General features: G+C 64.3%; 13 protein-coding genes. 2 read left to right on the plus strand and 11 right to left on the minus strand.

Annotation, left to right across the window (positions count from 1 at the left end; translation table 11 throughout):
* Window positions 1–59 precede the first annotated feature (59 nt).
* The 3 genes from glcD to DOM41_RS06875 all read right to left on the minus strand — a co-directional run bounded on the left by glcD (window position 60) and on the right by DOM41_RS06875 (window position 6,158).
* Window positions 60–1,559 carry a glycolate oxidase subunit GlcD gene (glcD, locus tag DOM41_RS06865; protein WP_110686643.1) on the minus strand — a complete coding sequence of 500 codons (1,500 nt, stop codon included), beginning with the start codon at window positions 1,557–1,559 and terminating at the stop codon, window positions 60–62.
* Window positions 1,560–1,796: 237 nt separating this feature from the next.
* Window positions 1,797–3,494 carry an L-lactate permease gene (locus DOM41_RS06870; protein WP_110686089.1) on the minus strand — a complete coding sequence of 566 codons (1,698 nt, stop codon included), beginning with the start codon at window positions 3,492–3,494 and terminating at the stop codon, window positions 1,797–1,799.
* Window positions 3,495–3,806: 312 nt separating this feature from the next.
* Window positions 3,807–6,158 carry an FdhF/YdeP family oxidoreductase gene (locus DOM41_RS06875; RefSeq protein ID WP_110686090.1) on the minus strand — a complete coding sequence of 784 codons (2,352 nt, stop codon included), beginning with the start codon at window positions 6,156–6,158 and terminating at the stop codon, window positions 3,807–3,809.
* Between the two features lie 229 nt (window positions 6,159–6,387).
* Here DOM41_RS06875 and DOM41_RS06880 point away from each other — a divergent pair, with 229 nt between their 5' ends.
* Window positions 6,388–7,098: a glutathione S-transferase N-terminal domain-containing protein gene (locus tag DOM41_RS06880; protein WP_110686091.1), complete on the plus strand. Its 711-nt coding sequence runs from the start codon at window positions 6,388–6,390 to the stop codon at window positions 7,096–7,098.
* Between the two features lie 132 nt (window positions 7,099–7,230).
* Here DOM41_RS06880 and DOM41_RS06885 read toward each other — a convergent pair whose 3' ends face one another.
* The 8 genes from DOM41_RS06885 to DOM41_RS06920 all read right to left on the minus strand — a co-directional run bounded on the left by DOM41_RS06885 (window position 7,231) and on the right by DOM41_RS06920 (window position 15,622).
* On the minus strand, window positions 7,231–8,190 hold the full coding sequence (locus DOM41_RS06885; protein ID WP_110686092.1) for a D-2-hydroxyacid dehydrogenase family protein: 960 nt from the start codon (window positions 8,188–8,190) through the stop codon (window positions 7,231–7,233).
* Window positions 8,191–8,281: 91 nt separating this feature from the next.
* On the minus strand, window positions 8,282–9,040 hold the full coding sequence (locus DOM41_RS06890) for an amino acid ABC transporter ATP-binding protein (protein WP_110686093.1): 759 nt from the start codon (window positions 9,038–9,040) through the stop codon (window positions 8,282–8,284).
* Window positions 9,033–9,698 (minus strand): amino acid ABC transporter permease, encoded by a 666-nt coding sequence (locus DOM41_RS06895; RefSeq protein WP_110686094.1) that lies wholly within the window; start codon window positions 9,696–9,698, stop codon window positions 9,033–9,035. The genes DOM41_RS06890 and DOM41_RS06895 overlap by 8 nt, the downstream gene beginning before the upstream one ends.
* A gap of 12 nt (window positions 9,699–9,710) precedes the next feature.
* Entirely contained in the window at window positions 9,711–10,352 is a 642-nt protein-coding gene (locus DOM41_RS06900; protein WP_110686095.1) for an amino acid ABC transporter permease, read from the minus strand.
* A 92-nt stretch (window positions 10,353–10,444) separates the two neighbouring features.
* Window positions 10,445–11,344 carry a transporter substrate-binding domain-containing protein gene (locus DOM41_RS06905; RefSeq protein WP_223160944.1) on the minus strand — a complete coding sequence of 300 codons (900 nt, stop codon included), beginning with the start codon at window positions 11,342–11,344 and terminating at the stop codon, window positions 10,445–10,447.
* A 227-nt stretch (window positions 11,345–11,571) separates the two neighbouring features.
* Window positions 11,572–12,561, minus strand: a complete 990-nt coding sequence (locus DOM41_RS06910) for a CobW family GTP-binding protein (RefSeq protein WP_110686096.1) — start codon at window positions 12,559–12,561, stop codon at window positions 11,572–11,574.
* Between the two features lie 2 nt (window positions 12,562–12,563).
* The gene (locus tag DOM41_RS06915) at window positions 12,564–14,222 is read right to left on the minus strand and encodes an amidohydrolase (protein ID WP_110686097.1); all 1,659 of its coding nucleotides are present in this window, start codon (window positions 14,220–14,222) and stop codon (window positions 12,564–12,566) included.
* Complete coding sequence (locus DOM41_RS06920; protein WP_110686098.1) at window positions 14,219–15,622, minus strand: sodium/glutamate symporter; 1,404 nt, start codon at window positions 15,620–15,622, stop codon at window positions 14,219–14,221. Before DOM41_RS06920 ends, DOM41_RS06915 begins: the two co-directional genes overlap by 4 nt.
* 272 nt (window positions 15,623–15,894) lie before the next feature.
* Between DOM41_RS06920 and pdxR the strand changes: the two genes are divergently transcribed.
* Window positions 15,895–17,352: a MocR-like pyridoxine biosynthesis transcription factor PdxR gene (pdxR, locus tag DOM41_RS06930; protein ID WP_110686099.1), complete on the plus strand. Its 1,458-nt coding sequence runs from the start codon at window positions 15,895–15,897 to the stop codon at window positions 17,350–17,352.
* The last annotated feature ends 11 nt before the right edge of the window (window positions 17,353–17,363 follow it).

Genomic DNA, 17,363 nt, shown 5'->3' on the forward strand with positions numbered 1-17,363 from the left:
ATTCCTGTCCTTGCCTTGTCGGCTCGTCGACGATGCTCGCTCGGGGATGTCGGCCGCGCTCAAAACCGCGGCAGCTCCGGATGCGCGAGCTTGCCCTGATGAACGTGCATGGCGCCGTGCTCGGCGCAGCGTGCCAGCGTCGGGACGTTTTTCCCCGGGTTGAGCAGCCGGCGCTCATCGAAGGCATGCTTGACGCTGTGAAAGAGCGTCAGCTCGTCGCTGTTGAACTGCGTGCACATCTGGTTGAGCTTTTCCCGGCCGACGCCGTGCTCGCCGGTGATGGTGCCGCCTGCCTCCACGCAGAGGGTCAGAATCTCGCCGCCGAGCGCTTCGGCCGTCTCCAGCTCGTCGGGATGGTTGGCGTCGAACAGAATCAGGGGATGCAGGTTGCCGTCACCGGCGTGAAAGACGTTGGCGACCCGCAGCCCGTAGTGCTCGGCGAGGTCATTGATGCGCTTGAGGACGCGGGGGAGTTCGCGGCGCGGAATGGTCCCGTCCATGCAGTAGTAGTCCGGCGACATGCGCCCGACGGCGGGGAAAGCCGCCTTGCGTCCGGCCCAGAAGAGCGCGCGTTCGGCGTCGTCACGGGCAAGCGCGATACTGATGGCGCCGGCCTGCTCGAGCAGCCCGCGAACCCGCTCGCCGTCGGCGCGCACGTCCGCCTCGACCCCGTCCAGCTCGCACAGCAGGATGGCCTCGGCCTCCACCGGGTAGCCGGCGTGGACGAAATCCTCCGCCGCCCGGATCGCCAGGTTGTCCATCATCTCGAGCCCGCCGGGGATGATGCCGGCGGCGATGATGTCGCCCACCGCACGCCCGGCGCGCTCGACGTCATCGAAGGCGGCCATCAGCACGCGGGCGACCTCCGGCTTCGGCAGTAGCTTGACGGTCACCTCGGTGATCACGCCGAGCATTCCCTCGGAGCCGGTGAACAGCGCCAGTAGATCGAAGCCCGGGGTATCGAGGGTCTCGCCGCCGAGCGTCATCCGCTCCCCCTCGATGGTCACGATCTCCACGCCGATCACGTTATGGACGGTCAGACCGTATTTGAGGCAGTGCACGCCACCGGCATTCTCGGCGACGTTGCCGCCGATCGAGCAGGCGATCTGCGACGATGGATCCGGGGCGTAGTAGAGCCCGTAGGCCGCGGCCGCCTCGGAGATGGCGAGATTGCGCACGCCGGGCTGTACCCGGGCGATGCGCGCGTCGGCATCGAGTTCGAGAATGCGGTTGAAGCGCGACATCACCAGCAGAACGCCTTTCTCCAGCGGCAGCGCGCCACCGGAGAGTCCGGTGCCCGCCCCGCGGGTCACCACCGGCACCTGGTGCTCGAAACAGACCCGCATCAGCGATTCGATTTCCGCAAGCGTGGTCGGCATGGCGACCATCATCGGCAGCACGCGATAGGCTGAGAGGCCGTCGCACTCGAAGGGGCGTAGATCCTCCACGCGGTCGAGCAGCACGAGATCGGGGGCCACGGCGTGAATCGCCGCCGCCAGGGCGGCGGGGTCGACGTCGGCGATCTCGCCGTCGATTCGCTCGTCAAAGAGCAGCTCCATGATCGTCTCCTCGCCGGCCTCATCGCGGTCGACGCGCTTTGTGGAAGCGATTTCCACGGTGGCTTTCATTCTGGGTAAGCGCTGACGCCACAGCCATTAGCCAATAGGCCAAGAGCGCGGCGTCGAGAGGGCAGCGACACGCCGTGCGCAGTGACATCGAGAGGGGGACTGAAAAGCCCTCGGCCCGGCGGTGAGCCGGGCCGAGGGTGGGACGTGGGATGACCCGATGCGGAGGCTTCAGCCCCCCATGAGGGGATCGGTGAAGTCGAAGACGAAGAACGCCAGCAGCCCGATGATACCGGCGAAGAGGCAGTAGTAGAGGGTCGGCAGAATGGTCTTGCGCAGGGTGATGCCCTCGCGGCCGAGCAGGCCCACGGTGGCGGAGGCCGCGACCACGTTGTGGATGGCGATCATGTTGCCGGCAGCGGCACCCACCGCCTGCAGCGAGACCATCATTGCGGTGGAGACGCCCAGCACCTCGGCGACATTGAACTGGAAGGCCGCGAGCATCAGGTTGGAGACCGTGTTGGAACCGGCGATGAAGGCACCGAGCGCTCCCACCGCCGGGGCGAAGAGCGGGTAGACCTGCCCCATGCCGCCGGCGACGAGTTGGGCCATGGCGACCGGCATCGAGACCAGGTCGGACTCGTTGACGCCGGAGTTGATCAGGATGCGCACCATCGGGATGGTGAACAGCAGCACGAAGCCGGCACCGAGGAGGGTCTTCGAGGACTCGGCGAATGCCGCCTTCACCTGCGGCGCGCGCATGCGGTGCAGGAAGATCGTCGCGATGACCGCGATCAGGATGATGCCGCCGGGCAGATAGAGCCATTGGATGCTGCCGGAAATGCCCGTCTCGCCCAGGATGTCGCTCCAGCCGGTGCTGATCGAGGAGAGGCCGTCCTTGACCGCAGGCACCGTACGCGAGATCACCAGCAGCGCGGCGACGATGACGTAGGGCATCCAGCCCATCAGAGTCGACATCGGTGCGCGTCCGGCGACGTCCTCGACCTTGATCTCGATGCTGCCGATCCACTCCTTGGGCCACAGCGAGCGCTCGGGGAAGTCCCAGGTGTCCTTGGGTAGCAGAAAGCCCTTGCGCGCGGCGGGGACGACGATGGCCAGACCGATCAGGCCGCCCAGCAGCGAGGGGAACTCCGGCCCCAGCAGGACGCCGACGAGCATCGAGGGGACGACGAAGCAGGCACCGACGAACAGAGCGAACGGCGTGATCGAGAGTCCCTCGGTCCAGGAGCGGTTGGTGCCGAAGAAGCGCACCATGACGGTGACCAGAATCAGCGGCATGAACACGCCGATGATGCCGTGCGTGATGACGACTTCAGACGTGATCAGGCGAAAGTAGGTCTCCCAGCTCGAGCCGTCGGCGGCGAGCTGCTCGGCGATGCTGACCTGATTCACGCCACCGGTGACGCCGACGACGATGGGCGTCCCCACGGCGCCGAAGGAGACCGGCGTGGACTGCAGCATCATGCCGACCACCACCGCCGCCAGCGCCGGGAAACCGAGCGCGACCATCAGTGGCGCGGCGACCGCGGCCGGGGTGCCGAATCCCGAGGCGCCCTCGATGAAGCAGCCGAAGAGCCAGGCGACGATCAGTGCCTGCACCCGCCGGTCGGGGCTGATGCCGGAAAAGCCGTTGCGGATCGCCATGATGCCGCCGGAGTGCTTGAGCGTATTGAGCAGCAGGATGGCCCCGAAGATGATCCAGAGCAGCGCCCCGGTCAGTATCAGTCCCTGCAGGGTCGACGCCACGACGCGCGTGGCCGTCATGTCCCACGCCAGCAGCGCGACCAGTACCGCCACGATGAAGACGATCGGCATGGCAATGCGCGCCGGCATGCGAAAGCCGATCAGCAGTACACCTGCGAGTACCAGAGGAAGGAAAGCCAGCAGCGACAGCAGCGTTGAGTTCATGTCGAAAGCCCCGAATCGTTGTTGTGAGCGCTCGTCGAAAGCAACGCCGCTGGCCGCTCGTGTCGACGAGGGCGGCCAGCGGCGTTGATCGGAAGATAGCCACAGCGCCGGTGCCTGCCAACGCGGACGAATGGGCTAGATCAGCAATGAGGTCGTTCAGGCAATAGACGCTAAGGTGCTGTTTGAAAGACCCTTCGCGCCGCGGTGGACGGTCCCTGCAAGGCTTTTCGGGAACAGTTGCTGCGACCAATGGACGACGCCGCCGAGGGGGTAGCCTCGGCGGCGTCGGGTCGGTAACGCCAGGGGCGAGTGTCAGGCGGAGGCGAGCATGCCGGTTTCGGCCTCGACCGCCTCGGTGGACATCAATTCGAGTCTCACCGGAATCGACTTGCCGGCAATGGTGTTGCTCTGGGCGTCGCGGTCAGCCACTGAGATCAGGTCGTTGACCTCCGGGTAGTAGGCCCCCAGGCAGCGCTCGGGCAGATCGTAGGCGATGATCTTGAACCCGGAGACGTGACGCTCGATACCGTCGCTGGCCACCGCACGCAGGGTGACGCGGTTGCCGGCCTCAAAACCGTGCTTCTCGATATCCCTGGGGTTCATCATCAGCACCATGCGCGTGCCGTAGATGTCGCGATAGCGGTCGTCGTAGGAGTAGACCGTGGTATTGAACTGGTCGTGTCCGCGGATCGACAGCAGCTGGAAGTGGTCATCCTCCGGCTGGGAGTCGTCTTCGGCCAGGTGCTCCTTCGGGAACAGAAAGTGCGCCTTGCCGGAGTCGGTTTGCCAGATGCGGTCGCGGGCGGCAATGTCGAGATGGAACACCCCGGTAGCGGCGAGGCGGGCGTTGAAGTCGTGGAACGTCTCCGGCTGGGTTGCTTCGATCTTGTCGCGAATGCGCGCGTAATCCTCGGCGAGCCACTCCCAGTCCACCTTGGCGTTGGGGGCGAGCGTCGCCTTGCCGAGACCCGCGACGATGGCGATCTCCGAGAGCAGGTGCTTCGAGGCGGGATCGATCTGCCCCTTCGATCCCTGAACGTTGCACATGCCATCCTCGATGGTGATCGTCTGCTCGACGCCGACCTGAACATCTTTCTCGGTACGCGCCAGCGCTGGTAGCAGATAGGCCGATTTACCGTGAATCAGATGGCTACGGTTGAGTTTGGTCGCGATCTGCACCGTCAGAGGGATGTTTTCCACGTGGGGGAAGATGCGCGCCTGATCGGCAATGGCGCGGAAGAAGTTGCCGCCCATGCCGAGAAAGGCATCCACCTCGTCACGCAGCATCGCTTCGCAGCAGAGCGCGACGTCATGGCCGTGTTCGCGCACGCACTCGATACCGAAGGTCTCGTCCATCTTCGACAGGAACGCTTCGCCGGACTTGTGAAAGATGCCCACCGTGCGGTCGCCCTGTACGTTGGAGTGGCCGCGAACCGGGCAGGCACCGGCGCCGCGACGGCCGATGTGGCCTCCCATCAGCAGCAGGTTGAGGATCTGGTGGACGTTGTCGCCACCGCGGATGTGCTGGGTGATTCCCATGCCCCAGCAGCAGATCACGCGCTCGGCGCGCATCCATGCCTGTGCCGCCTCTTCTAGCGCCTGCCGGGTCAGTCCGCTGTAGCGCTCGATGCGCGCCCACGACAGCTCTCGGCAGTGATCGGCGAAGGCGTCAAAACCCTGGGTGTGCATCTCAACGAAGGCATGATCGATGACCCGCTCGCCGCCGTTGTCGCGGGCATCATCGTCGACCGCCAGGATGTGCTTGCAGATGCCCTGGATCGCGGCGATGTCGCCGCCGATGCGGACCTGGTGGTACTGCGAGCTGATCGGCACCCCATGATTGGTCAGCATGTCCTTCGGCGTCTGGGGATTGGCGAACTTCACCAGAGCCCGCTCGCGCAGCGGATTGAAGGTGATCACCTCGGCACCGCGTAGACGCGCCTCGTGCAGCAATCCCATCATGCGCGGGCTGTTGGTGCCGGCGTTCTGGCCAAAAAGGAAGATGCAGTCGGCGTGCTCGAAATCGTCGAGTGTGGTCGTCGCCTTGCCCACGCCGATGCTCTGCGGCAGCGCCACCGTGGTGGTCTCGTGGCACATGTTCGAGCAGTCGGGGAAATTTTGCGTACCGATCATGCGGCCGTAGAGCTGCCACAGAAACGCGGCCTCGTTGGAGGTTCTTCCCGAGGTATAGAGCTCGACCCGCTTGGGGTCGGAGGCGGCGACCTTGTCGCCAATCTCGCGGAAGGCGGTGGCCCAGTCGATGGGATCGTACTTGTCGGTGGTGGCGTTGTAGCGCATCGGATGCGTCAGCCGACCCTGTTTTTCCAGCGCGTGATCCGACCAGGCGAGCAGCTCGGTCAGCGTATGGTCGGCGAAGAACTCCGGCGTGGTACGCGCCCTGGTGGCTTCCCAGGCAACCGCCTTGGCCCCGTTCTCGCAGAACTCCGCCGGCCCGGGTTTGCTCGGATTCGGCCAGGCGCAGCTTGGGCACTCGAAGCCGCCGTTGGGGGTATTGATCTTCAGCATCAAGCGGTTGCCGACGAAGGGAACCTTCTCGCGTAGAAAGTGCTGCTCCGTGGCCTTAACCGACTGCCAGCCGCCGCCGGGGGCGTCGTTCTCTCCCTGTTGGCCGTGCAGTTCGTCGTCCTTGAGTTCATGCGCCATGATCGTCTTCTCCCTGAGTCTCTTGGCCGGCAGGCCCCGGTGCCAGTGAGGGCGCGTCGTCACCTGGGGCCCGCATTCCCCAGCAGTATGGCAACCCGATCGAATTCTCGCCGGGGTGATCCGAAGTCGAGCTCGGGAAATGGCGAAGTCGCCGCAAAACGAGGGCCGGTTTGACGCCGGCGACAACCCTGCACATGCTGACTCGTCTTCACTCAAGGAGAGGCTGGATATGGCGCGCAAGATGTTCGATCTCTGCGGTCGCGACGAGCGGCTGCGTTTTTCGCCCTACTGCTGGCGCGTGAAGTTCGCGCTCGCCCACAAGGGACTCGACTGCGACTTCGTGCCGTGGAAGTTCACCGACAAGGAGGCGATCGCCTTCTCCGGTCAGTCCAAGGTGCCGGTGCTGCTGGATGGCGATGAGGCGGTCACCGACAGCTACGAGATTCTGCGCTATCTCGACCGCGTCTATCCCGAGCGGCCGCTGCTCGGTGACGAGGTCGCCGAGGCGCGAGCGCGGTTCTTCAAGCACTACGCCGAGCGCTCGCTGGCGCCCGGTGTCGTCCGCACGATCCTGATGGATGTCTTCAACGCGGTGCATCCCGACGACCGCGACTACTTCCGCACCACCCGCGAGAAAGCCTTCGGGCGCACACTGGAGGAGATGCACTCGCCGATTCAGGGACTGTCGATGCTCGACAAAGCGCTCGAGCCGATGCGTGGGCAGCTAGAGGAGACTCCGTTTCTGGAAGGCGAGACCGCCGGCGCGTCCGACTATCTGGTGGTGGGCGTGTTCATGTGGGCGCGGGTCTGCTCGGCGGCGGACCTCGTCTCCAATGCCGACCCGGTCTACGCGTGGTTCCAGCGCATGCTCGATCTTCACGATGGCCTCGGGCGCCGCGCCACGCGCATCACCGATATCGAGGGCGGTTACGCCAACTGACTCGGGATCGAGACGATCGCCACGAGACGACCCCGGCATTGCCGGGGTTTCTCGTTTGCGAAGGGGGGAGCGTGCGCGGGTCGCTTGCACGGGGAGCCGCCGGATCAGCACGGCACGCCTAGACCGGGGCGCCTAGACCGGGGAGAAGAACGCTTTGACCTGGCGAAAGGCCGTTGAGAAGTAGCGCTCGAAGGTATCTCGCTCGACGAAGCCGATGTGCGGCGTGGCGAGGATGCGCGGGTGGTGGAGGTAGGCCTGGGCGCCTTCGGGTTCGTTCTCGTAGACATCGAGCGCCGCGGACCCCGGGCGGCCGGCGTCGAGCGCGTCGAGCAGGGCGCCGCCACGAATCAGTTCGGCGCGACTGGTGTTGACCAGCAGGGCATCGGCGCGCATCGCCGCCAGATCGGTGGGACCGATCATTCCCCGTGTCTCGTCGTTGAGCTTGAGGTGCAGACTCACGACGTCGCAGCGCGCCAGAAAGCGCTCCCGGTCCGGCTCGTACTCGATGCCCAGCTCGAAGGCGCGCCCGGCGCTGGACTCACGGCCGTGCGCGATCACCTGCATTCCGAAGGCCTGGGCATAACCCGCCACGCGGCTGCCGATCCGACCCAGCCCCCAGATGCCCAGCGTGCGGTCCTGGACAACGTGGCCCAGCGACTCGGTCTCGAACTGCGCGGTGGTGCGCTGCCACTCGCCCCGACGCTGGCGCGCGAGATAGCTGCCGAGCCGCCGACTCCCGGCCATGATCAGCAGCCACGCGAGTTCGGCGGGCGCGACCGGCGAGCCTTCTCCGTCGCGCACGGCGATGCCCCGTTCGTGGCAGGCCTCGAGATCGATCGCGCCGGAGAGCCGACCGGTCTGCACGACGAGCTTCAGGCGCGGCAGTTTGGCAATCAGCTCGCGGTCGAGCCGGGTTCGCTCGCGGATCAGAATGATCGCGTCACTCTCGGCAAGGCGCACGGCGAGGGCGGAAGCGGGAAGGTGCTCATGTTCGACGTCGAGTCGGACGTTGCTGCCGTCGAGTTCGCAGGCGGCATCGAGGAAGGCACAGCAGCCCTGATAGTCATCCAGCACGGTAACCGTTATCGGCATGGCGGACTCCTCGCGTGAACGCACCGTTGCTGCGGCGATGCAGCACTGCATTGTTGGCACGTTGGTTCGCGGCTGTCGAGTGCCCGACGACTCAGCCGTGGTTTTCCAGAAAACGCTGCACACGGGTGGTCGAGGGCCGGTCGAAGAAGCTTTCCGGGTCCGCGCGCTCGACGATCAGTCCCTTGTCGAGAAACACGACCTGATTGGAGACCGCGCGGGCGAAGCTCATTTCGTGGGTAACGATCACCATAGTGTAGCCCTCCGCGGAGAGGTCCTTGATCACTGCCAGAACCTCGCCGACGAGTTCGGGGTCGAGCGCCGATGTCGGCTCGTCGAACAGCATCACCTCCGGTTGCATGGCCAGCGCCCGCGCAATGGCAACGCGCTGCTTCTGCCCACCGGAGAGCGTGCCGGGATAGGCCTCGGCCTTGTCCGACAGTCCCACTTTGGCGAGCAGCTCGCGGGCGTGTGTCTCTGCCTCGTCGCGCGGCTTGCCCATCACGTGAATCGGCGCCTCGGTAATGTTGTGCAGCACGTTGAGATGCGGCCAGAGATTGAAGCTCTGAAAGACCATGCCGGTTTTGGCGCGCACGCGAGCCAGTGCCTTGGCGCCCATGCGTTTGCCGGAATCGTCGAGGCCGATTCGTTCGCCCGCGATGTGGATGCTGCCGCGATCGGGCTGCTCGAGCCAGTTGATGCAGCGCAGCAGCGTCGACTTGCCCGATCCCGAGGCGCCGAGAATCGTGACGACATCACCGGCGGCGACTTCCAGATTGACGTCACGCAGCACTTCGACGTCGGCGAAACTCTTCGATAGCTGGCGGATCGATACCGCGGTGGTCTCAGGCATGATCGAACCCTCGCTTGGCGCCGAAACGCCCGCACTGTTTGATGATGATTTCCATCGCGATACTCACTGCCCAGTAGAAACCGATGACCACCAGAAAGGCTTCGGTGGGAATGAAATAGGTGCCGGAAAGGCTATTGGCTGCGGCGGTCAGTTCGCGCACCGTGATGATGACCAGAAAGGCCGTATCCTTGAGTGCATAGATGAGCTGGTTGCCGATGAGCGGCCGGGTCTGCATGACGATCTGCGGCAGGATCAGACGCAGAAACATCTTGCCCCGGGTGAAGCCGTGAGCTTCGGCCGCCTCGATCTGGCCCTGCGGAAACACCAGGCGACTACCACGAAAGATTTCGGCGAAATAGCAGCCGTGATAGACCGCCAACGCGCCCACACCTGACCACCAGGCGTCCAGCCGAATGCCGAAGGTCGGCAGGCCGTAATAGAGCAGATAGGCGAGCATCAGAAACGGCAGCATCCGCATGCCATCGATGAACACCCGAAGCGATAGCTTTCCCCCCGAGGGGCGACCTTCCAGCAGATAGAGCATGAAACAGCCGATCAGGAAGGCGCCGGTAATCGACAGCCCGAAGATCTGCATCGTGCTCAGAAACCCCGCCCAGAACTCGTCGCGGGCCTGCCACAGAATTTCCCAATTACTCATGCGCCTCTCTCCTCAAGTGGCCAGGCGGTTGGCGCGACGTTCGGCGCGACGCTGCAGCCACACGAGTGCACCGATGATCATCATGTAAAGCACGCAGGCGACGAGAATCGGTGGCAGCGGTTCATAGGTGACTGCCGAAATACGGTTGGTCACACGGGTCAGATCGACGACGCCGATGACGGCGATGGCCGGGCTGCCCTTGATCAAAAAGGACATCTCGTTGATCAGCCCCGGGAGGCTGGTGATCATCATCTGCGGCAGCATAATGCGGCGAAAGGTGATCCACGGCGTCATGCCGGTCGCCATGGCCGCTTCACGCTGGTCACGAGAAAAGTTGCGAAAGCCGCTGCGCCAGATCTCGGCGTTGAACGCGGTCGTGTTGAGCGTCAGCGCCAGAATGCCGGCGACACTTCGGTCCAGGCCGATACCGAGCGTGGGGGCGCTGAGAAAGATGAACAGGGCGAGCGTGACCAGCGGTGTCGCCCGCGCAAGACTGATGTAGAGCACGAGCAGCTGATCGAGGACGGGAATTCTGGCCAGTCGGATCAGCGCGACGATCAGTCCGGCGACGACACCGATGGCGATCGACACCGCGGAGATCCACAGTGTGGTCCAGGCCCCGTCGAACAGCATCTGCCAGGCGCTGGCATTCATGGGCGTCCCCCAGATAACCGGTGTTGAGCCGCAAGTGACGAGGCGGGCGCCGGCAATGCCGACACCCGCTCAGAAGGGTGTGGTGGCGCTGCTCAGTCGCTGAGTCCGGCCAGTTCGTGGAACTGTTCGACGCTTTTCAGCGGCTCGGTGGGCAGGTCGGGGAAGCTCTCGCCGAACCACTCTTCCTGCAGCTCGGCCAGGCGGCCGCTGTCACGCAGGTGGGCGAGGAACTCGGTCATGTAAGTGAGCAACTCGGGGCTCGACTTGGGGACGGGCCAGGAGACGTAGCCGGCCCCGGAGACCGCGGGCCCCTTGGCGAAGACGTCAGGCTTGGACGCCACCAGGGTGTTGGCCGGCACTGCCGAGTCGATCACGTAGTCGAGTCGGCCGTTGGCGAGATCGGCGAAGGCTTCGGGGTAGGACTCGTACTGCACCACCTCGCCAAGTTCGCCGCCATCCTCGGTGAGCATGGCTTCGAGTTCGGGGAGCCGGGAGAGCAGTGCGCTACCCGCCTGTACCCCGAGCTTCTTGCCGCTGAGGTCATCCACGCTGTCGAAACCCGCATCCGCTCGAGTGATCGCGAAGTGCTGCGCCGAGGCGTAGGGCGGGGTGTAGTCGAAGACCCGCAGGCGCTCGTCGGTTACCGAGGCGCCGGTCAGTGCCATGTCGTATTGCCCGGTGGAGACCGCCGCCAGCAGACCTGTCCAAGGCAGGATTTCCTGGTCGATGTCGAACTCGGCGTAGTCGCGAAGCTCCTCGAGTACGTCGGCGTTGAAACCCTTGGCGTCGCCGTTTTCGATGAAATTGAACGGGGCATAGTTGTCTTCCGTGGCCACTTTCAGGCTGCCGCGGCTCTCGATCTCATCGAGATCGGCGGCGACGCCGGGGAGGGCTGCACTCATCAGCGAGCCCGCAAGAGCGGCGGCGATCCATCGCTTGAGCGAAGTCAAGGCGGGTGTAGCGACGGGTAGCGGATGACCAAACTGTTTCATGAAACACCTCGATGTTGTTGTTGGGCGGCGTTTGTTATGTGCTGCATCCAGGAAGCGGGACGAGACGCCAGTGATCTCGCCTCACCGGGTGGCGCCAGTGCGTGAGCGCCAGGCAACGGCGACTCACGGGACTGAATTCACCCTAAAGAAGATTCTCGAGCGCGCTGTAGAGCCAGTTCAGCGGTATCGGCTGGCCAGTTACACGGACGCCGAGCCACACTGGCCGCTCAGTGCTCGCTGCGGTGGCGTTCCGTCGGCGTGGGCGTCGAGAGTTCGGCGAGAGCGTCGAGCAGCGTGTCGAGGTGAGTGCCGGCGAAACCGATGCCCACCAGCTGCCCCGCAGCCGCACCCGTACGCGGCGCGGCTGGCGTCCAGCTGGCTCGTCCTCCGCTCCAGTGAAAAGTGAAGTGTCGGTTGCCGACCTGAAGAAACCCCTTGGCGCGAGCCACCGCGCTTGCGTGCTTCGCCAAGAGTGTTTCCAGCTCGTTTCGCTCGGAGATCGCGTTCAGTCGGCAGGTGAAGCGCCGCCAGGTCGGAGCGTCGATCGGGACCGCGCGGTGGAGAGGCAATCGGGTAGCGCGTGACTCGACATCGGGGTTATCGGGCAGACAGGGCTCGACCGCCGTGTCGTCTGAACGCGGCTCGCGTATCGCGTGGGGATTGATCGACGCGAGCCATCTCCCTGCAGAGGCTAGTTCGTCACCGGCGAGCCTGTCGTCACGGTTGAGCGAGAGACGATCGGCGGCGGCGATCTGTACCTCGACAAGATCAGCGATGCGGCGATCCTGACGATGACGAGACAGGGCGTCTAAATCGACCAGGGTAACGATCTCGGCTAGATGAAACTGGCGGGCGACGCGGACCATGTCGGCAATGCGCCCGGGTAGTGCGACGCCGCTGGTCTCGATGATCAACGCCGTGGGCGGCTCTGGCCAGCGAGCGATTCGTGAGAGCTGGGCGCCGAGAGCGCCGTTCAGTGAGCAGCACAGACAGCCGTTGTCGAGTGACAGAAGCCGGTCACTGCGATAGTCGATCAACTCGGCATCGACGTTGATGGCACCGAAATCGTTGACCAGCACCAGCGTGCCCGGAGCGACGCCCGCGCGCAGTTTACGGTTGAGCCAAGTTGTTTTGCCGGCGCCCAGGTAGCCCGCGACTAGCGTCACGGGAATCGTCGGCGGTGATGGCGCCGCAGCCGATTCAGTCGTCGCGGGCATCGTTAATCGCTGAGCCTGTCGTCATTGTTGAATACCTTGCCGCCCACCAGGGTCGCCGCGATGCGAATACCTGCCAGCCGCTCGAGTGGTACCTCGGTCGGGTCCTCGTCGAGCACGGCGATGTCGGCGAATTTGCCGATCTCCAGGCTACCGATACGGTCATCGAGCTTGAGCGTGTAGGCGGCATCAAGGGTGATCAGGCGCAGCGCGCGCTCGACCGAGAGTGCCTCGGCGGCTCCGAGAACTCGGCCAGAGGCGGTCTGCCGCGCAACGCTGCACCACGCCGTGAAAAGCGGCGACAGTGGCGTGACCGGGGCGTCGCAGTGCGCCGCGATGGGAATGCCCAGGCGGTCGGCGCTGGCCAGCGGTTCCAGCCGCTGACTGCGCTCGAAGCCCAGCGTGCGCTCGCGGTGGATGTCGCCCCAATAGTAAATATGGTTGGCGAACATGTTGAGGCAGACGCCAAGCCGTGCGGCACGCTTCATCTGGGCGTGATCGATGATCTGGCAGTGCTGAAGGGTATGGCGATGGTCGGGGCGCGGTGATAGCTCCAGTGCGGACTCGATGGCGTCGAGCATCAGCGCGACGGCTTCGTCCCCGTTCGTGTGGATGTGCAGCTGCAGTCCGGCCATGTGATAGCGATGCACCAAATCTACCAGGCGCTCGGGCTCGGCGTTCCAGAGCCCGTTAGGGGCGCCGTCATGATAACCGGGCCATCGCAGCCGGGCACTGTAACCCTGGATCGAGCCATCGGTCATTAGCTTTACCGGGCCGAAATACAGGCGGTCCGTCCCCAGCGGCCGGCAAGCCAGCAGGCGCTCGATGCCTGCATCGGCGGTATAGGTCAGTGCGCTCATCGCCGGCATCAATCGCATCGGCAGCGTGTCGTCACCAAGACTGTCACGCATGCTCGCCACGCCGGTCTCGCTGAGCGGGTTGTAGAGATCGGTGAGCGTGGTGACACCGTTGCGCTGGGCGATCTTCGCGTAGCGCGTCAGCGTTTCCGGCGTGCTGCCTCGATCGAAGAGGTCGAGTCCCAGCGTATCGAAGACGGCATGCATAGCCGCCATCTCCCGCAGTTCGCCGTTGAGCGTGCCGTCGTCGAAGGTCATAACACCCTCGATGTCAGCGTGGTCCTCAAGCCCGGCGAGTTCCAGCATCGCAGAGTTGACGGTAATCATGTGTAGGCTGGCGTGAATCATCACGATCGGGCGATGCGCGTCGACGGCGTCGAGATCGTCGCGATAGAGCCTGCGTGCCGGGAAATAGATAGGGTCGAATCCCCAGGCAATCAGCGGCGTACCGTCCTCGAGCGTTGAGGCGTGCTGAGCGAGACGGGTCTGAACCGCAGCAATGTCGGTCACTCCTTCCCATACCCGGCCGTTCGGATCGGTGCGAGGGAAGAAACCGGCGTAGACATAAGCCCACATCGCTCCCTCTAGGGCATGGCTGTGCCCCTCGACAAAGCCCGGCATCAGGACCTTGTCGGCGAAGCGTTCGTCGAGAGTGTAATCGCCGAATTCGGTCAGCGACTCGAGCGGGCCGACACCCAGAATACGGCCGTCGCGCACCGCGATGTGGGTGGGGGACTCACCCTCGGCGGTGGGCTGCGAGGGATTCATGGTCAGAATGCGCTTGGCAGCGTAGATACGACAGCTCATGCGGGGTGCTCCGTGGTGTGACGGTTGGCACCGGTTTCACGCCGCCGCTGCCAGCGTAGCAACAGGGGAATGCAGGCTAGCGTGAGAAGCGCGTAGCCGCCGAAGATCAAGAGGTAGACCGTTGGGCTCAGACTCGGCGCGATGGGGGCGAAGAAGAATAGGGTGGGGATATTGACGACCAGTATGGCGATGTTGAAGAACGCCAGCTCTTTCGGCACCGACGTACTGAAATCGGCATCCAGCATCCGCAGCAGCAATAGCCCCGTACCGGTGGAGCCGCAGCAGCAGCCGAAGGCGGTCACCGCGCGCTCGGCGCCGAGCTTACCGCTGACGCGGCCGATTGCCAGCGCACCGACAAAGGTGAACAGCGTAATGCACACGGCCACCAATAGAATGGGGAGTAGCAGCGCGGCAAGGACGGCGACCTGGATACTCATCAACGTTGCCACCACCATGAAATCCACCGAGGCGCTGGTAATCCGCTTGAGGGTGTCGTTGTCGACGCGATGCGCCCAGCCGAGGCGATCGATCGCAAGACGCATCAGCACGCAGACCGTCAGGCCGTGAGCGAAGAAGAGGTTGTAACTGAAAAACACCGAGAGCACCTGGTTGCCTTCGACCAGCGGCTGCATCAGGGAGAGCCACACATAGGTGATGACGTAGGCAACGCCCAGCAGGCCCAGGTGCCATGCGAATGAGTCGACGGTACCGGCGTGGGAGATCTGCTGTCCCGCGCTGGGGCGGGTGTTCGGGCGATGAAAACCGCTAACGAAGTCGTCGTCGAGCGTTGAATGGCGATTGGCGTTCTGACCCCGTTTGAGGAAGTAGCGCGCCATCGGCACGCCGACGGCAAAAGCGGCAATGAAGCCCATTGACGCGAAGATGACCCCGACCTGTGCGGCGTCAGCGATGCCGTAATCCTCCTGCCAGATCGTGCCGTAAGTGAGCGCCTGCCCGGGTCCTTGGGTAAAACCGTGAGTGGCGATGGCGCCAAGCAGTGGATCGAGATCGTTACCGCTGAAGAGATCGAATCCCGACATTACCGCGTAGCCGATCACCGCCTGAACGCCGAGGCTGGCCGTCCACATCAGCGTCAGCCAGAGCCCGCCCCCGATGACGCTTTGACGCTCGCTACCACCGGCCGCCGGCGGGCTGCCGGTCAGGCACAGCGACATGAAGCTCAAGGTAAAGAAGTGGAACGCCAGGGCGGTGAAATCCTGGGGTCCATAGCCGGGAATCCACCCCAGCGAGAGCGCGCCGAAACCGATGGCGCCGGCAACGATACTCCCTGGGACAAGACTTGCGCGTAGCCACGATAGGCGTGAACGCAGAAGGCTGCCAATGACTAGCAGCGCGGCCATCAGAGCGAAGGCGATAACACCGTGGAAGGTACTGCCCATGGAAAATCCTTGTCGTTGTCGTTGTCGTTGTCGTTGTCGTTGTCGTTGTCGTTGTCGTTGTCGTTACGTCAGTCGAGATATCGCGCGGGGGCCGAAATTAGCGCTTTATCTTAAACAACGCGTTCGTGGGTGGGTAAGGACAGATCGATGGGCCGCCTTGGACAGCGCTATCGCTCCCTGCCGTTGGCGAGGTCCGGATGGCTCACCGCACCCCTGGCGCGTTAATTGCATCGAACAAGGACATACAGGCTATCTCGATCAGGGAGTCGTCCATGCTCGATCACTACTTTCATCTCGATTTCGATTGTCATCGAGGGCTGCAGGAGCAGCTGCGCAAGGCGCTGCTGGACGCCATCCACACAGGGACCATTCCGACCGAAGAGGCGCTGCCCTCGTGCCGCAAGCTCTCGCTTCAGCTGGGGGTCTCGCGCAACACGGTCGCGCTCGTCTACGAGAAGCTGGTCGAGGATGGCTACCTGGTGAGCCGGCCGCGCAGCGGCTACTACCTCGACGATGCCTACCAACCAGGTGCTGCACCCGAATCGATTGAAGGCGCGCGTGACGAAGTCGTCGATGCGCCATCCTGGGGCAGTCGCTTCACGCATCGCCCCAGCCACCTGCAGGGCGTGCTGCGACCGAGCAATTGGATGCACTACGAGTTTCCGTTCGTTTACGGTCAGCTCGACGCCAAGCTGTTTCCGCTCGAGCAGTGGCGAGAGGCCTCGCGTCGTCTGCTGGGCGGGCATCGCGAACGTCACTGGCTCAATGACCGCTACGATCAAGACGATCCCATGCTGGTCGAGCAGATCCGAACCCGGGTACTGCCCAAGCGGGGCATTCATGTGCGCAGCGACGAGATCCTGATCACACTCGGCTCCCAGAACGCGCTCTATCTCATCGCGCAGCTGCTTTTCGACGCCCGCACTCGGGTTGCCGTGGAGAATCCCGGCTATCGCGAGGCGGCCAACGTGTTCCGCCGACAGGGGGTGACACTGAGTTATCAGGGAGTCGACGAGCAGGGGATGCAGCTCGACGCCGGCGCCGCGAGCTGCGACTACCTCTACGTGACGCCGAGCCATCAGGTACCGACGGGTGTCACCATGAGTCGGGCCCGTCGCGAGGCGTTGATCACCCAGATCCTCGATCGCGATCAGATCGTGCTGGAAGACGACTACGATGCCGAGACCAATTTCGACCGTCACGCCCAGCCCGCGCTGAAGGCGAGCCGTGCGGGTTCCCGCGTGATCTACATGAGCTCGCTCTCCAAGCCGCTCTCCGCGGGCCTGCGACTGGGCTATCTGGTGGCGGATGCGGAGCTGATCGATGAGATGAGAGCGCTGCGGCGGCTGATGTATCGCCATCCCCCTTCAGGGCTGCAGCAGCAGCTGGCGGAATTCCTCGCGCAGGGGCACTACGACCGCTACCTGCGGACGTTCTCCGATGACATGCGCCGGCGCTGGGAGACGATGAACGACGCCGTCACGCGGGGGCTGCCGTCGTGCCGGCGGATCGGTAACGATCACGCCAGCGTGTTCTGGCTGGAGGCACCCGCCGAGATCGATACTCAGCGTCTGGCCTGGCGCGCGGCCCAGCAGGGCGTGCTGATCGAACCGGGGTTTCAGCACTTCTTCGACCGGGCGCCACCGACCAACTTCATGCGGCTCGGTTTTGGTGCAATCGATGGCGAACGCATTCGTCCGGGGATCGAGCGTCTGGCCGACGTCTTCTAGTCGACGCGCGC

It is taken from the genome of Salinicola aestuarinus, assembly GCF_003206645.1.
Lineage (GTDB): Bacteria > Pseudomonadota > Gammaproteobacteria > Pseudomonadales > Halomonadaceae > Salinicola > Salinicola aestuarinus.